17 protein-coding genes are annotated in these 14,107 nt (G+C 69.2%); 13 read left to right on the top strand and 4 right to left on the bottom strand.

Translation table 11 applies throughout. The features are described from left to right. The first annotated feature begins 433 nt into the window (after positions 1–433). From IMZ35_RS29995 to IMZ35_RS29970, 6 genes are all read left to right on the top strand, one after another. The gene (locus IMZ35_RS29995; protein WP_199444591.1) at positions 434–1,564 is read left to right on the top strand and encodes an oxygenase MpaB family protein; all 1,131 of its coding nucleotides are present in this window, start codon (positions 434–436) and stop codon (positions 1,562–1,564) included. Between the two features lie 376 nt (positions 1,565–1,940). After that, positions 1,941–2,246: a hypothetical protein gene (locus tag IMZ35_RS29990; protein ID WP_199444590.1), complete on the top strand. Its 306-nt coding sequence runs from the start codon at positions 1,941–1,943 to the stop codon at positions 2,244–2,246. Positions 2,247–2,440: 194 nt separating this feature from the next. Next, positions 2,441–3,808: a PPE domain-containing protein gene (locus IMZ35_RS29985; RefSeq protein ID WP_199444589.1), complete on the top strand. Its 1,368-nt coding sequence runs from the start codon at positions 2,441–2,443 to the stop codon at positions 3,806–3,808. After that, on the top strand, positions 3,805–4,599 hold the full coding sequence (locus IMZ35_RS29980) for an ESX secretion-associated protein EspG (RefSeq protein ID WP_199444588.1): 795 nt from the start codon (positions 3,805–3,807) through the stop codon (positions 4,597–4,599). The genes IMZ35_RS29985 and IMZ35_RS29980 overlap by 4 nt, the downstream gene beginning before the upstream one ends. Positions 4,600–4,636: 37 nt before the next feature. Next, complete coding sequence (locus tag IMZ35_RS29975; RefSeq protein WP_199444587.1) at positions 4,637–4,987, top strand: PE domain-containing protein; 351 nt, start codon at positions 4,637–4,639, stop codon at positions 4,985–4,987. 25 nt (positions 4,988–5,012) lie between these two features. Next, entirely contained in the window at positions 5,013–5,561 is a 549-nt protein-coding gene (locus IMZ35_RS29970) for a DUF3558 domain-containing protein (protein ID WP_199444586.1), read from the top strand. 7 nt (positions 5,562–5,568) lie between these two features. Here the strand turns inward: IMZ35_RS29970 and IMZ35_RS29965 are convergent, their stop codons facing one another. Next, on the bottom strand, positions 5,569–5,904 hold the full coding sequence (locus IMZ35_RS29965) for a hypothetical protein (protein ID WP_199444585.1): 336 nt from the start codon (positions 5,902–5,904) through the stop codon (positions 5,569–5,571). A 573-nt stretch (positions 5,905–6,477) separates the two neighbouring features. Next, entirely contained in the window at positions 6,478–6,954 is a 477-nt protein-coding gene (locus IMZ35_RS29960) for a hypothetical protein (protein WP_199444584.1), read from the bottom strand. Here IMZ35_RS29960 and IMZ35_RS32200 point away from each other — a divergent pair. From IMZ35_RS32200 to IMZ35_RS29945, 3 genes are all read left to right on the top strand, one after another. Continuing rightward, positions 6,842–7,168, top strand: coding sequence for a DUF397 domain-containing protein (locus IMZ35_RS32200; RefSeq protein ID WP_368857035.1), 327 nt, complete (start codon positions 6,842–6,844; stop codon positions 7,166–7,168). The two genes, IMZ35_RS29960 and IMZ35_RS32200, sit on opposite strands and share 113 nt — an antisense overlap. 171 nt (positions 7,169–7,339) lie before the next feature. Then, positions 7,340–9,226 (top strand): DUF2075 domain-containing protein, encoded by a 1,887-nt coding sequence (locus IMZ35_RS29950; protein WP_199444582.1) that lies wholly within the window; start codon positions 7,340–7,342, stop codon positions 9,224–9,226. Between the two features lie 104 nt (positions 9,227–9,330). After that, a complete protein-coding gene (locus IMZ35_RS29945; protein ID WP_199444581.1) occupies positions 9,331–10,410 on the top strand; it encodes a beta family protein in 1,080 nt (359 codons plus the stop codon). Here IMZ35_RS29945 and IMZ35_RS29940 read toward each other — a convergent pair whose 3' ends face one another. Then, on the bottom strand, positions 10,411–10,854 hold the full coding sequence (locus IMZ35_RS29940) for a very short patch repair endonuclease (protein WP_307869030.1): 444 nt from the start codon (positions 10,852–10,854) through the stop codon (positions 10,411–10,413). Positions 10,855–10,933: 79 nt separating this feature from the next. Between IMZ35_RS29940 and IMZ35_RS29935 the strand changes: the two genes are divergently transcribed. From IMZ35_RS29935 to IMZ35_RS29920, 4 genes are read left to right on the top strand one after another with little or no spacing between them, the layout of a single operon-like run. Then, positions 10,934–11,575 (top strand): hypothetical protein, encoded by a 642-nt coding sequence (locus IMZ35_RS29935; RefSeq protein ID WP_199444580.1) that lies wholly within the window; start codon positions 10,934–10,936, stop codon positions 11,573–11,575. Between the two features lie 45 nt (positions 11,576–11,620). Next, positions 11,621–12,688, top strand: coding sequence for an ImmA/IrrE family metallo-endopeptidase (locus tag IMZ35_RS29930; protein WP_199444579.1), 1,068 nt, complete (start codon positions 11,621–11,623; stop codon positions 12,686–12,688). 35 nt (positions 12,689–12,723) lie between these two features. Beyond that, entirely contained in the window at positions 12,724–13,059 is a 336-nt protein-coding gene (locus IMZ35_RS29925) for a nucleotide pyrophosphohydrolase (protein ID WP_199444578.1), read from the top strand. A 40-nt stretch (positions 13,060–13,099) separates the two neighbouring features. After that, positions 13,100–13,687 carry an LURP-one-related family protein gene (locus IMZ35_RS29920; protein ID WP_199444577.1) on the top strand — a complete coding sequence of 196 codons (588 nt, stop codon included), beginning with the start codon at positions 13,100–13,102 and terminating at the stop codon, positions 13,685–13,687. Here the strand turns inward: IMZ35_RS29920 and IMZ35_RS29915 are convergent. Next, positions 13,684–13,860 carry a hypothetical protein gene (locus IMZ35_RS29915; RefSeq protein WP_199444576.1) on the bottom strand — a complete coding sequence of 59 codons (177 nt, stop codon included), beginning with the start codon at positions 13,858–13,860 and terminating at the stop codon, positions 13,684–13,686. The two genes, IMZ35_RS29920 and IMZ35_RS29915, sit on opposite strands and share 4 nt — an antisense overlap. Positions 13,861–14,107: the final 247 nt, after the last annotated feature.

Raw genomic sequence — 14,107 nt, 5'->3', positions numbered from 1 at the left:
CTGCCCTCCTTGAACCCGTTCCACGTGTCCATCGCCGACTCGGCGATCGAGATCCCCGACGCCCACCCGTTGTCCCCGGTACCGGCGTTCACCAGACCACCCGGCTCACCCGGCGCCTGCGCCACCAACGGATTGGTCACGATCTCGTCCCCCTCGTCACGACACTCGACACCATGACGCGCCCGTCGAGGTGCCGGCTCCCACCTCGCGGACAATTGCTCCGTTCGGAGCAGTGTCACCGGTCCAGATCACACCACGCCCCACCGACAGCGCCCGCGGCCCTCCCGGCGCGGAGCAGCTACACCCCTCCGAAAAGATCACACGATCGAGTAAGAATGCGACCAGATCGGCTGATGAAGCGGCAGATCAGGAGAGAATTCCGACGCTTCTCCGAGACCATCGCGACCCACGAGGACGCGAGGAGCCCGGCCGGATGAACGATCGTCTGCAATTCCTGGAATCGCTGAAGCACGAGGGAGACCCGCTCGCCGACGAGGTGATCGCGGAACTGGTCTCCGAGGGGTCGATCCAGCAGGTCAACGAGGTGCTGGCCGAGTTCCGCTCCAACGACCAGCCCGTTCCCGAGCACCTTCCGGACGTGGTCCGCCGCTACCTGATCGCCACGGACGCCCCTCCCGCGTGGACGGACGCGTCACGGCTCGCCAGGGCGCACGAGTTCTTCCTGGACGACGGCATGCACGTCGCCTCCGTGCTGTCGTTCGGCGCCATGGTCAACTGCTACGCGCAACCACGGCCGTCGAAGGTGCTGGCCCTGACACACGGGCTCGCTCAACCGCAGCGGCGGCTGTCGGAGACCTCGCAGTTCGTGCTGAACATGATGGGGCCCGACCAGTTCGGCACCGGCGGCTCGTTCGTCCCGACGATCCAGAAGACGCGCCTCATCCACGCGGCCGTGCGGTTCTTCATCACCCGCTCGGGCCGGTGGGACGTCGAGGCGGACGGGGTGCCGATCTGCCAGCAGGACCTCCTCGGCGCCCTGATGATCTTCTCCGTGCAGGTGATCGACGGGATGCGGCGCATCGGCATCTCGGTCACCGAGACCGAAGCCGAGGACTACTACTACGTCTGGCGCGTCACGGGCACGCTGCTCGGCATCCGCGAGGACGCGATACCGACGACGCTGGCCGAGGCCGAGGAGTTGAGCAGGACGGTCGTCGAGGCGTCCTACGCCCCCTCGGAGGAGGGCGTCGTGCTGACGAGGGCGCTGCTGGACCTCTACGCGAAGCTGATGCCCGGCCGGACGTTCGACGGTGTGGTTCCGGCGATGATCCGGCAGGTGGTCGCCCCCGAGGTGGCCGACTGGATGCGCGTCCCCCGGTCGCGCGGCTGGGGCGGAGTCGTCCGGGGCGCCGCGCGGATGATGCGGCTGCTGGAACGGGCCGAGGACGACAGCGTCGTCGCGCGCCGCGTGCTCGACAGGTCGGCGCGGATGCTGCTCGGCCTCAACGTCCGCCAGCTCACCGACGGCCAGTCCACCGCGCTGACCGTTCCGGGCGATCTGCGGGAGCGCTGGCAGGACAGGGGATTCCAGGTGCCGGGCTGATCCGGCGCGAGAACGCGGTGCTGTCGGCACCCGCCGCCGACGGCACCGCTCTCGACCCCGGTCCCCTGTCCGGGAAGATCGCGCCGATGCCGGTGCCAGCCGCACCCTGGACCCGGACGACATCGCCGACACCGCGTGGACGCTGTGCACCGAGCGCGACCGCGCCGAGGCGAGGTTCAACGCCGTCGACCGAGTCGTTCTCGCTCGTGATCCACCTCCGTCGGCCGGACGTGAACGAGCGAGCACACTCACCGGACAAAGACCGCACGTGTGCGGTTCTTCGTCTACCGGCATCGTCTCCATCAGATTAATCGCTTTACCGTCGGCTCCAATAAAAGGGCACGGTCGTGCAACGACTCCACGTTCGGGCGCATCCGTGCGCATCGCCCTGGAGCGCGCGGTGGGCGCGGTCGGCCGAGCGCGCTACGGCGGCAGCCGGTCGATGCGCGCCCTGCTGCTGACGCTGCCGAAGTACGTGGACGCGGACGTCGCCCGCGCCGCCGCGGACCTCTGGTACTCGCTGTGCCGGGTGGCGCACCACCAGGACTACGAGCTGGTGCCGACGCTCGGTGAGCTGCGCGCCTGGCAGGCGCGCACCGTGCGGGTCACCGACGCCCTGCTGCGGAGCGCGGCGAGCGCGGGAACACCCGCGGACCGTTTACCGGGACGTCCGGTCGAATGAGATGCGTGCATCCTCTCCGGCACAGTTCCGTCATTCCGGTTGACGGCCCCGAAAGATCATCGTTGACTGCGCGTGCGAACATCACCACGTTCCGCTACGACGATGTGCGGGGCGGGCGCTCGGCGGGGGACGACGAGCGGTGAGCACGGTCGCAGGACCGACGAAGCAGATGCGGCGCAAGGGGGGGAAGAACCATGGGCGGCTACAACTACAACTTCAACGCGCAATCGCACGAAGCCCTCTACGACAAGATCCGGGGCACGGAGGGAGGCCTCCTGTCCGGCGTCGGGCGATCGGTGCAGACCGCTTTCGCGGCGCAGGCCACCGACGACGCCTGGAACAGCTTCCGCGCGGTGATGGGCAACGCGAAGGCCGAGGTCCAGCAAGCGGTGATCGACTCGGGGGCGGTCTGGGAGGGCACCGCGGGCGAGTCGTTCACCGGAGCCGCGGCGCCGCTGGTGCAGTGGGCCGAGGACGCGCGCGCGGCTGGCGTGGCGACGCACCACTCCGTGCAGGCGCAGCAGAGCCACTACACGAGCGCGCGGACCGAGATGCCCGAACCGATCGTGGTGTCCTCGACCGCGAACGACGACTTCCTCGGCATCCCCGCCGGCCTGACGCACCTGGTCGGCGGTCAGACCGACCAGGACGTCGAGGAGGGTCGCGCCAACGCGGCCAAGGCGGCAGCCGTGCAGGTGATGAACAGCTACCAGAGCGGCGCGTCGTCCGCGGTCTTCAGCGTCGGTGTCTTCACCCCGCCGCCGCAGGTCGTGACGCAGGTGGTGGAGCCGGAGACCCTCGTGTCGACCGAGCAGCAGCAGAACATCGACAGGTACGACGAGGCGTACAACAGGAACAGCCGCGGCCTCGACCCGTCGACCGCGTCCGTCCAGACCGATCAGCGGCAGACCGTTCCGACGCAGCAGCAGCGGGACGACGCCACCGCGGGAACCTCCGACGCCGGAGATCCCGAACGCCGGGACTCCACACCGGGCGACACGACGAGCACGACCGGCACGACCGGCACGACCGGCACGACGCTGCCCCAGCAGACCCCGCCCCCCGCTCCGGTCGTGCCCCCTCCCGGCGGCCCGACGCCACCTCCGCACCAGAGCCCCCTGTCCGGTCCGGGACTGCTGGGCACCCGGAGTCCCGGTGCTCCTCCCGGCACGCACTCCCCCGGTGGTTCTCGCGTGCCGAACAGCGCGCTCGGTGGCGCTCGCGGCACCGGCAGCACCGGATCGGGCACCCGTCCGGGAGTCCCCGGACAGTTCCCGGGTCAGCAGCCCGGACGCGGCATCACCCCCGGAGTCGGTGCTCCCGGAGTCGGTGCTCCCGGCGGGGACTCCCACACGACCGGCCGCTCCGGAGCACCGGGCGCGACGAGCCGCGGCGGAGCGGGTTCTCCGGGGGCGCCCGGTGTGGCCGCAGGTCCGCAGAGGGGACAGGGCGACGAGGACACCGAGCACAAGGCAGCCGCGTACCTGCAGGAGATCGACGACATCTGGGGCGAGAACGACACCCTGGTCGCGCCTCCGGTGATCGGGGACTTCGAACGGTGACCAGGTACGTCCTCACCCGGCTGGAGTACGACCTCTGCTGGGACCAGCTCCAGCTCGGCACCCACCCCACCGTGCTCACGATCAACGGGCACGGCCACACCACCGACGAGCGCCGTGAACTGCTGCACGGCGCGTGGCGCTCGCTCGCGGCCAAGGGCCTGGTGAACCGCACCGAACTGGACGGCGGGCTGGAACGGGTGTTCCGGCTGCTGGCCCGCCCGGAGCGCGAGGTGGACGCCCGCCTGCGCCTGGACCAGCACGGCCCGAGGGTGCGCGCCCTCGGAGCGGCCCGAGGCAGGTTCGCCGCCGTGGCCGTGCTGACGAAGGAGAACCTGACCCTGGAGACGGTCGACGAGAGCACGCTCGCCAGCAGCGTCGTCGGTCTGCTGCCACCGCACCAGTCGCCCAGATCGCGTTCGATCAGCATCCCGTCGGACCTGCTGGACAAGGCAGCCGCGGCGGCCGGGGAGTCGGCGGCCAGGATGGAGACGGTGCTGCGCGACGGCGGCATGACGTGGCCGGACGCGCAGAAGGTCGGCAGCGTGCTCGGCAACGTGGTCCGGATGGGCCAGTTCGGCGCGGCGGTGCGCCAGGCCGGCAACGGCGCCCCCGGCCCGCGCAAACGGGGCCAGTACGTCGTGTCGTTCTACGACACCCCCGAGGGCCGCTGGCAGTTCACCCGCCGCCCCTCGGGCGACGGCCGCGCCTGGTCGACCCTGGCCCCGGCCGATCACCAGCGACTGACACAAGCACTGACAGAACTGCTCGCTCACACTGCGGCACCACGGTGAGCCAGGAGGGGAAAGATCAATGCCATTCTTGCAAGGCGTGACCGGCGAGGGCGGCGGCGCACCCGCCGCAGGCCCGGTGACCATGCGCGTGGAACCGGAGAAGGTACTGGCCCTGAAGACGAGGCTGGAGGCGGTGCGCGACAGCATCTCCAGCTTCATTGTTGTAAATCGCGCTGCTCTGCGCGCACAACCTCTAGCATTAGACGAAGTGTCACAGGACGCAGCAGTTGACTTCTCCGAAAACGCCGACACCGCAATCGAGGTGACTCGACAATTTGTCGAGCAACTAACCCTGACCATCACAGCATTGGAGAACGCAGTCCACACCTACAAGCTTACCGATGACAAATCTCAAAGCAGTTTGCATCGAATCAAAGGGAATCTCTGACATGCATCGCCCCCTTCCCGCTACAGTGACCGGACTCGCCCTGCTCATCTTCAGCACCTCCTGCAGCAATCCGGAAGGCGGTACGGCCACACCTGCCACCAACACGAACACAATGTCAACTTCCACCGAGCCGCCGACAGTTCGACCAAACGAAATCCGTCTCGATGAAGAAGATCCGTGCCTGCTCATGACCGCTGAACAATTGAATGAAATTGGCAAAACGACTGCACCGAAGCCAATAACCGAACCAACGTTCAAGTCTCCCAGTTGCAACTTCAACGCTAACGGCGCTTTCTGGTCGATCACGACCGTGGTCACCGAGGGCATTGAGGCGTGGACAAGCGGGAAACGCAAGGGACAAGCCTCCGAAATCGAACCGATAGCAGGGTACCCCGCCATCACCGTCACCCTCCCCACCGACGAGGTCGCCTGCGACATCGCCGTGGACGTCGCCAACGGGCAGTACCTCTACGCTGGATTCGAAATCAGCCCCAGCTTCGCAGACAGGTTCCCCAAGCCCTGCGACGGTGCCCGGCAAGTCGCCGAAGCGGCCATGGAGAACCTGACCAAGTAATTCACCGCTACTCGTCCTCACCGTCGACCTCCGCCTCCTCCTGGTAGGTCTGGTTCGCCACCAGTTCGGACATGGCCGTCTTCAGCGGAGACTTGTCGGTATCAGGCACGCGGGTCCCGCTTTCGGATACGGCGAACACGGGCGGGATCGGCTGACGATCGACCACTGCGGGGGACAGCACCGGCCCAGCGGGCAACCGGTGCTCCGGGAAACCCGCGTAGATCGCCAGCGCGTCGAGCAGGCGCAGTTCCGGCGATGCGAAGTGGTACTCGCCGTCGTGCGGTGACAACCGTTCAGCTCGGTACTGTTGCGCGACGGTGAGCAGCACGTAGAAGACGTCCACCCCGTAGAGGTCGCACAGCACGATCAGCCGTTCTGGCGACGGGCCGCGCAGGCCACGTTCGACCGTGCTGAGGAAGCAGGGTTTCAGCCCGTGCTGCCTGTTCAGTTGTGGCGATCAACACCTCGACTGTCGCGCGGGGCGAGCAGGTGCGCGCCGAGGCCGCGCAGGTACTGGAAGCGGAGCGTCGGTCGGCGCTGAGCCACGGCGTTTCCTCGATCAGCAGTGGTGTCGTTGTGCCCAGCGGGGGTGACGCAGTCACACCTCGCGGGTGGTGCAGGAGCAGCACGAGCAGTGCCGGCGCACGAGATCGCCGTACTCGGTCGACGCACCGTGCTCCAACCGGTGGTGTCGATCGGCTTCGCAGTTCGAGCACACGACCACGGGGAGAACGATCATCGGCCGGTCGTCCCACGTCGTCACGCGCCGCTCCGGGGTTTCGCTCGCAGGCGCACCTCGAACAGGAAGTCCACGGCCTGCGAGGCGACTTGCCACTTCTGCCCATCTGGTGCGGCGAGCCACGTGTGCAACGCTCCCCGCTGAACCGGGAAAGCGAGTGCCGTGCGGTTGAGCGGTTCAGAGAAGGCACCAGCACCCTGTCGGCCGATCAGCACGTGGCACCTCCGGAGAACAGGAGTAGGGAGAACGCTCGGACCAACCGCTGTCCACGGGAAAGCGTGGTCGTGCGGGCAGCAGCGCGAGGCTGATCTCGTTGCGCAGCGAGCACTCTTTCGCTCCGCACTTCGTGCAGGTGCCCACAGCGTCGAGCGCGTGTGAACGCAGACTCACGGTCACCGCACCGATCAACCGACGGGTCTCCGATCTGGCGAGCCGAGCCACGTCCGGATCATCACCTGTCTGCACGGAGACCAGGAGCATCGCAAGATGCCGTCGCAGCAGCGCATCGAGACCGTGCTTGCCGACAGGCGGTCGGGAGGTCATGACCAGGCAGGTTCGGCACCTGATGTCACTCAGCGAGCGTCCGAAGGTGTCGATCCGCGTCCGACGAGCGTCATCGCTCATCCAGGGCTCGACACGGCTCATGGCGTCCATAGCGCACGACCTCGGAGGAGAGGGAGGTGGAGCGCGGATGACCGCACCGACACAGTTCCACAAGAGCAGTCTCAGCGGTGACGCCAACTACGTCGAAGTCGCTGTCGCTTCGCAGGAAGTCACCGTACGAAACCTCAAGAGCCCCGACGGGGATCAGCTCGTGATCGGCAGACCCGTGTTCCGGGCCTTCGTCAACGGGCTGAGGACGCGCTGAACGAGAGGACCGGCCCCGCGCGTCGTCTTTCTGTCCGAACCATCCGTCCGCCCCCACGACGGAGGCGCTACCCTCGATCTGCGGCCCGACGGGCACCGAGCGTGAGCACATCACCTCGCCGCTGCCCCCACCCGCACGTGTATTCCGCGTGCTCAAGTGGGGGAACTACCAGTGGCTCTCGTACGCCGCCGTGCTCAGGACCTGCTCTCGACAGCCGATTCGCTGCACACACTGCTCGAGGAACAGGCCCGGATCCAGTTCGACACCGGTGTGGGGGCCGCCGAGGTGCGGTCGTGGCAGAACAGCCTGCCCGCCTTCCTCACCGATCTCGTCGACGCCGGGCTCGGGCACGTCGAAGTCCTCCTGGAGCACAAGCTGCCGCACAACCCCAAGCGGGTGGACGTGGTGCTGTGCGGTGTCGAGCCGAAACACGGCACCCCGTCGTACGTGCTGGTCGAACTGAAGCAGTGGTCGTCGGCCGAGCCCGCCGGTGGCGATCTGGTGCGGGTTCCCCAGTACCCCGAGCCCGTTCTTCACCCCGTCGAACAGGTGCGTCGCTACTGCGAGTACCTCGTCGACGCCACGCCCGCCCTGGCCGAGCGGCCCGGGTCCGTGCACGGACTCGCCTATCTGCACAACGCCGGCAACGCCGGGGTCTGGCGCATCTCCGAGTACCAGATGGACGAGTACGGCCAGCTCTACACGATGGACTCCAAGTCGAAGCTGGCCGATCGCCTGCGCACGCTCCTCGACAGCGATCCGGCCACGCGAGACGCCTCGTCCAAGGCCGCCGAAGATCTGCTGAACTTCCACCACGCACCGTCCAAGCCGCTGATGAACCTCGCGGCGAAGGAGATCCGGGACCAGGAGCAGTTCGTGCTGCTCGACGAGCAGCAGGTCGCGTTCAGCCTGGTGCTCCAGGCCGTCGAGCAGGCGCGCACGGCGAACCGGAGAACGGCCGTCGTGGTGATCGGCGGGCCGGGCTCCGGCAAGAGCGTGATCGCGCTGAGCCTGCTCGGCGACCTCGCCCGCCGCGGACTCACGGCCTACCACGCCACCGGATCCAGCGCGTTCACCAACACCCTGCGCAAGGTGGCCGGGGAACGCGCGCCGCGAGTGCGGGCGATGTTCAAGTACTTCAACGACTTCATGGAGGCCGAGGCGCGCGGGCTGCACGTCCTGATCTGCGACGAGGCGCACCGCATCCGCGAGACGAGTGTCAACCGCTACACGCGCAAGGAGGCCCGCGCACGCGCACGACGGCAGGTGCAGGAGCTGATCGAGGCGGCGTGGGTGCCCGTGTTCCTGCTCGACGAGCACCAGGTCGTGCGTCCTGGCGAGATGGGATCGGTCGGGGAGATCACCGCAGCCGCCGAGGCGGTGGGGTGCGACGTGAAGGTCGTGCGGCTGGCGGGCCAGTACCGGTGCGGCGGGTCGGAGTTCTTCGACACCTGGGGTGCCGGACTGCTGGGGATCGGTCGACGGCCGGCCCTGCCGTGGTCGTCAGTGGTCACCCGTGACGACGAGGACTTCGTGGTGCGCAGCGCCGAGTCGCCGCGCGAGATGGAGTCGTGGCTGCTGTCCCGGCAGAGCGAGCACGGGGGCACCGCTCGCATCGCCGCCGGGTACTGCTGGCGGTGGAGCGACCCGGTGACCGTCGACGGCACGAAGGTGCTCGTGCCCGATGTGCGGATCGGGGACTGGGAACGCCCCTGGAACGCCAAGCCCGACAAGAAGGTGCCCGACGCCCCCGAGTCCCACTACTGGGCCAGCGATCGGCGTGGCTTCGGTCAGGTCGGTTGCGTCTACACGGCGCAGGGGTTCGAGTACGACTGGGCGGGCGTGATCTTCGGCCCCGACTTCGTGCGGCGTGACGGGGAGTGGGTGGCCAGACGGCAGGAGTCCCACGACCCGGCGGTGAAGAAGGCGGACGAGCCTCACTTCCAGCGACTCGTCCGCAACACCTACAAGGTGCTGCTCACCCGCGGCATGCGTGGGGTCTGCGTGTGCTCCACCGATCCCGAGACGCAGGAGTACCTGACCCTCATGGCGCGCTGACCTCGCTGATCGGAGCAGCGGGTCCACTCGATCGGCCCTTGTCGGCGGTCGCCGCCGAGAGCTGTGATCGACGGGGATCGCGCGACCGCGGGGAGGTCGTCCTGGTGAGCGACTGCGTGTACGTGCCGCTGCTCAAGAGCAGGGAGGGCGAGTTCGTCTCGCTCGGTCACCTCTCGGCGCGCACCTCCGCGTGCGTCACGCCGCTGATCGAGGTCGTGCTGCCGTTCGCCACGCGGGACGACCCGCCGCCCACCGCGCCGGACGTGACGCGGGTCGTCTCCAAGCTCGCGCAGCACTGGGGTACCGACGAGCGCGTCGTCGTCGACCTCGGTCCGTTCGCGCACGGGCTCGACGGCGCCAAGCTGTGCGGCGAGCTCGTCGAGGCCAGCCGGGTGCTGCGGGTGCGCACCGTGCCTGCGATCCGGCTCACCGCCGACGACGACGTGGTGAACAGCACCGCTGCCGCCACGTCGTCGCTGCGCCACGGGCTCTGCGTGCGTCTCACCGTCGACGACCTGCTGGAGGACACGCCCGATCTCGTGCTCGCGCTGCGGCAGCTCATGACGATCGTCGGCGTGCGACCGCCCGCGGTCGACCTGGTCGTGGACTGCGGCACGCTCGACGCGACGCGGAACGTGCGCGCGCTCGCCCGGCGGGCGCACCGGCTGCTGACCGCGCTGACGGAGAAGACCTCGCACTGGCGCACCCTCGCCGTCGCCGGCGGCGCCTTCCCCCGCGACCTGAGCGGACTGGAGTTCGACGTCCTCACCGAGCTGCCGCGGCGGGAAACGGCGCTGTGGAGCGAGTTCCGCGCCCACCCGAGGCTCGACCGGCTCGTGGCGTTCGCCGACTACGGCGTCGGCTGGCCGCCGGTGTCCGACCGCGCGGAACGCGGGTTCGGCGCACCGCCGCAGCTCCGCTACGCCGCCGCGCGCCGGTGGCTCGCCGTGCGCGCCGACCGCCGCGACCCCCGCGGCAACGACCAGTTCCACGACCTGTGCGAGCTGATCGTGCGGCACCCCGAGTTCGCCGGTCCCGGCTTCAGCTGGGGCGACCGCCAGATCGGCCGCGCGGCGGCGCGCGACGGCATCGGTCCCGGATCGGCCACGCAGTGGCGCGCCTACGCCACCAACCACCACGTCGAGCACGTCGTGGACCGCCTCACCAGCACCGGTGAACCCTGATCACGTGATGCGCGAGCGCACCAGGGCGCGGATGCGCTCCGCCGCGTCGGCCGGGGCCTCGTGCTCCCACACCCGCACCACGAGCCAGCCCGCCTCGGCGAGCTGGACGTCGGTGTCGCGGTCGCGCAGCACGATGCCCAGCAGCTTCCGCTGCCACCACTCGCGGTTCGCCTTCGGCGTGGTCGAGTGCTCGGGGCAGGAGTGCCAGAAGCAGCCGTCCACGAACACCGCGATCTTCGCACCGCGCAGCAGCACGTCGACGCGGCGACGACGGTTCGTGCCGGGTGGGGCCTGGTCGACCACGAAGCGCAGCCCGCGGGCGTGCAGGGCCTTGCGCAGGGCGATCTCCGGTGCCGTGCCGGTGCGCTTCGTCCTGCGCATGACCCGCGCCGTCGCCTCCGACGACGCGGGCGGAGGCGGCCCCGGATCGAGGTGGCGGTACACGCCCCGCAGCCTCTCACGACCGGAACTGTCGGTGGGCGGACGTACGGTGCTGGACGAGACGCACACCGGAGGAGGTCACGTGTCCGAGACCAGCGCTCAGCCCACCGCTGAGCAGGACGTGCACGCCCAGCTCGCCGAGCTGGGCCTGCGGTTGACCCACCTGGACAGGGCGACCTGGGCCGGGGTGAACGCGCGCTCGTCCGCTCCTCAGCTGGGCCCGACCAACGGGCCGGGCCTGCTCGACTGGATCCACCGCGTCGGCTCCCTGCGCGAACTGCTGGTCGCCGAGGGCTGGTCGCGGCTGGACAAGTACAACGCGGGCCTGGTCAGGCACCCGGACAAGCCGATCGTGCTCGGCACGCTCCAGGGCAACCGCAACACCGGCGACGTGAGCGCGGCCCTGCGCAGCGACTACGCCAAGGGGCCCGCCATCACCGCGATGATGCGGGACAACGACCACGACCAGCTCGGCCTGTTCGACGCCGCCGACGAGCACGACGGCCTGAAGCTGTGGTTCCTCGTCACCTACCCGGTGCAGCGCGAGGACGGGCTGACCGTGCTGCGGGAGGTCTCCATGCCGGAGCCGACCCCGCGCGGCCAGGTCATCGACCGCTGGGCGCACCGCATCCCGCTGCCCCCGGTCGAGTTCACGAGGGTCGCTCCCCCCCTGTTCTCCGACGCGCCCAGAGAGGTCGACTTCGCCGTCGTCCTCAAGAGGTGACCCGTCTGGCGCGGCGCCGGCACCGCGGACCACAATGTCCCGATCATGCTCACGCCCTCGCGCCTCACCCTGGCACGCCGCCGTCGCGGTCTGACGGCCGCCGAACTGGCGCGCAAGAGCGGAGTGGGTCCTCGCAGCATCGGCGACTACGAGCGGGGACGCCGTCAGCCCGCCGCACGCACGACGTCGGCGCTGGCCGCCGCGCTGGGCTTCCCGGAACCGTTCCTCCGCGCACCGGACGCGGCGTGCGTGCCGGAGAGCGCGGTGGCGTTCCGCGCGCCCGCGAAGCTGCCGGTGCTGCGCCGCGAGTCCGCCGTCGCCGCTGGTGAGCTGGCCGTCGAGTTCAACCGGTGGCTGGAGACGACGCTCGTGCTCCCCCCACCGGACGTGCCGACGCTGGAGCACCCCGACCCGGAGACCGCGGCCGAGATGGTCCGCGCCCGCTGGAACCTCGGATCGGACCCGGCGCCCAACCTGGTGCACCTGCTGGAGGCGCACGGCGTGCGGGTCTTCTCGCTGCCCGTGGACTGCGTCGAGGCCGACGCGTTCTCCTTCTGGCACGCGGGCACGCCGTTCGTCTTCCTCAACCCGGTCACGTCGGCGGAGCGCGGCCGCTTCGACGCCGCTCACGAGCTGGGTCACCTCGTGCTGCACGCCGGCACGCACCCGCTCGACGCCGAACGCCAGGCCAACGCGTTCGCCAGCGCGTTCCTGATGCCTCGCGCCGGAGTGCTCGCCGCGGTGTCGCGGGGCCCGGTGACCCGGCAGGTCCTCGGCCACCGCGCGACCTGGCACGTCTCGGCGCTCTCCCTGACCTACCGGCTGCGCGACCTGGGCCTGCTGACCGCTGAGCAGTACACGTCGATCTGCGCCGAGCTGAGCCGTGCCACCGAACCCGGCGGGATGTCCCACCGGGAGAGTTCGCGGCTGCTGACCAAGGCCCTGCGCGTGCTGCGCGAGTCGGGGACGACCCCGCGCCGCATCGCGGAGGAGCTGATGCTGGACGTGGAGGAGCTGAACGGGCTGCTGTTCGGCCTCGTCGTGACCGCACTGCCCGGAGCGGGCGCGATCGCCCCGCCCGCTCGTCCCGCCCTGCGGCTCGTCCCGTCCTGAACGCTCGACTCGCGGGATGTGGTAGTCGTGCTCCCATGAGTGAGCTGCTGGAACTGCGGGACGCGCTGCGGCGGTTCGCCGCCGCGCGCGACTGGGACGACTACCACACGCCGAAGAACCTCGTCATGGCGTTGTCGGGCGAGGTGGGCGAGCTGACCGACCTGTTCCAGTGGCTCACGCCCGAGGAGGCGACGCGCGCCATGGAGGACCCCGAGCTGGCCTGGAACGTCCGCGACGAGCTCGCCGACGTCGTGCACTACCTGGTGCGGCTGGCCGACAAGCTGGACGTCGACCTCGTCGAAGCCGCGTACGCCAAGATGGAGCGCAACGAGAAGCGCTTCCCCACCGGTGATCTTCGCCCGGTCGAGTGAGAAACTGCGTCTTCGTCAACTAGTCCCCAGGGGGATCACGATGCACCCACAGGCCATGAACGTGCTGCACATGCACCAGAAGGTCACGCTGATGGTGAACCGGTACGAGGTGTTCGCCGACAACGGGGGCGAGCCGGGGCAGCTCATCGCGTTCGTCGAGCAGAAGCGGATGGCCTTCAAGGAGCAGGTGACCATCTACACCGACTCCAGCAAGAGCCAGGTGCTCGCGGGGTTCCGCGCGCGCAAGGTGATCGACCTCGGCAGCGGCTACGACGTGATCGACGGCAACGGTCAGCCGATCGGGCTGTTCCGCAAGGACTTCGGCAAGTCGCTGCTGAACTCGACCTGGCACCTGGACTCGCCGAACCAGGCCACGGCCACCGGTAGCGAGCGGAACTCGGGCGTCGCGATCCTGCGCCGCCTGTGGAACTTCATCCCGTTCATCGAGAACTTCCCCTTCCCGATCCGGTACCACTTCGACTTCCAGCGCAACGGCCAGCCCGTGTTCAGCGTGGACAAGAAGACGTGGCTGCGCGACCACTACCTGATCCAGATCGCCGACCCCCAGATCGACCGCCGGGTCGTCATCGCGCAAGCCGTCGCCGTGGACGCTCTCCAGTCCCGCTAGACGTAGGTGAGGACCAGCAGCACCAGGACGACGAGCAGAAGCAGGCCCAACAGGGCCGGTAGCAGGGTGGACGGGGCGGGTACGGGTGCGTCGTCACGAGCGTGCCTGCCCCTCTTCCGCCGCCACGAGATCAACCCGACCTCCTCCCCGGTGCCACGTCGCCTCGTCTCCACGAGAAGGACGGTAGGCAACACATCGGGAGGACGTTCTGGTCATCACCCGCACGCACGAAAGCAGTGCCCGTACGGACGCAAACGACTGACGCCGCCATGACCGGTCGTCGAGGATCGCAGCAAGCGGGTGACGCGGACCAGTGCACGGCGACGTACTCGGATGAACGCACAAAGCCCTCTGGGGGACTCCACGAATGGAGTCCCCCAGAGGGAATGATTGTCCGGCGGTGACCTACTCTCCCACACC

Source organism: Umezawaea beigongshangensis (assembly GCF_016464305.1).
In the GTDB taxonomy this organism is placed as follows: Bacteria; Actinomycetota; Actinomycetes; order Mycobacteriales; family Pseudonocardiaceae; genus Umezawaea_A; species Umezawaea_A beigongshangensis.
The sequence above is the reverse complement of the archived record's forward strand: the minus strand, read 5'-3'. Positions and strand labels throughout refer to the sequence as shown.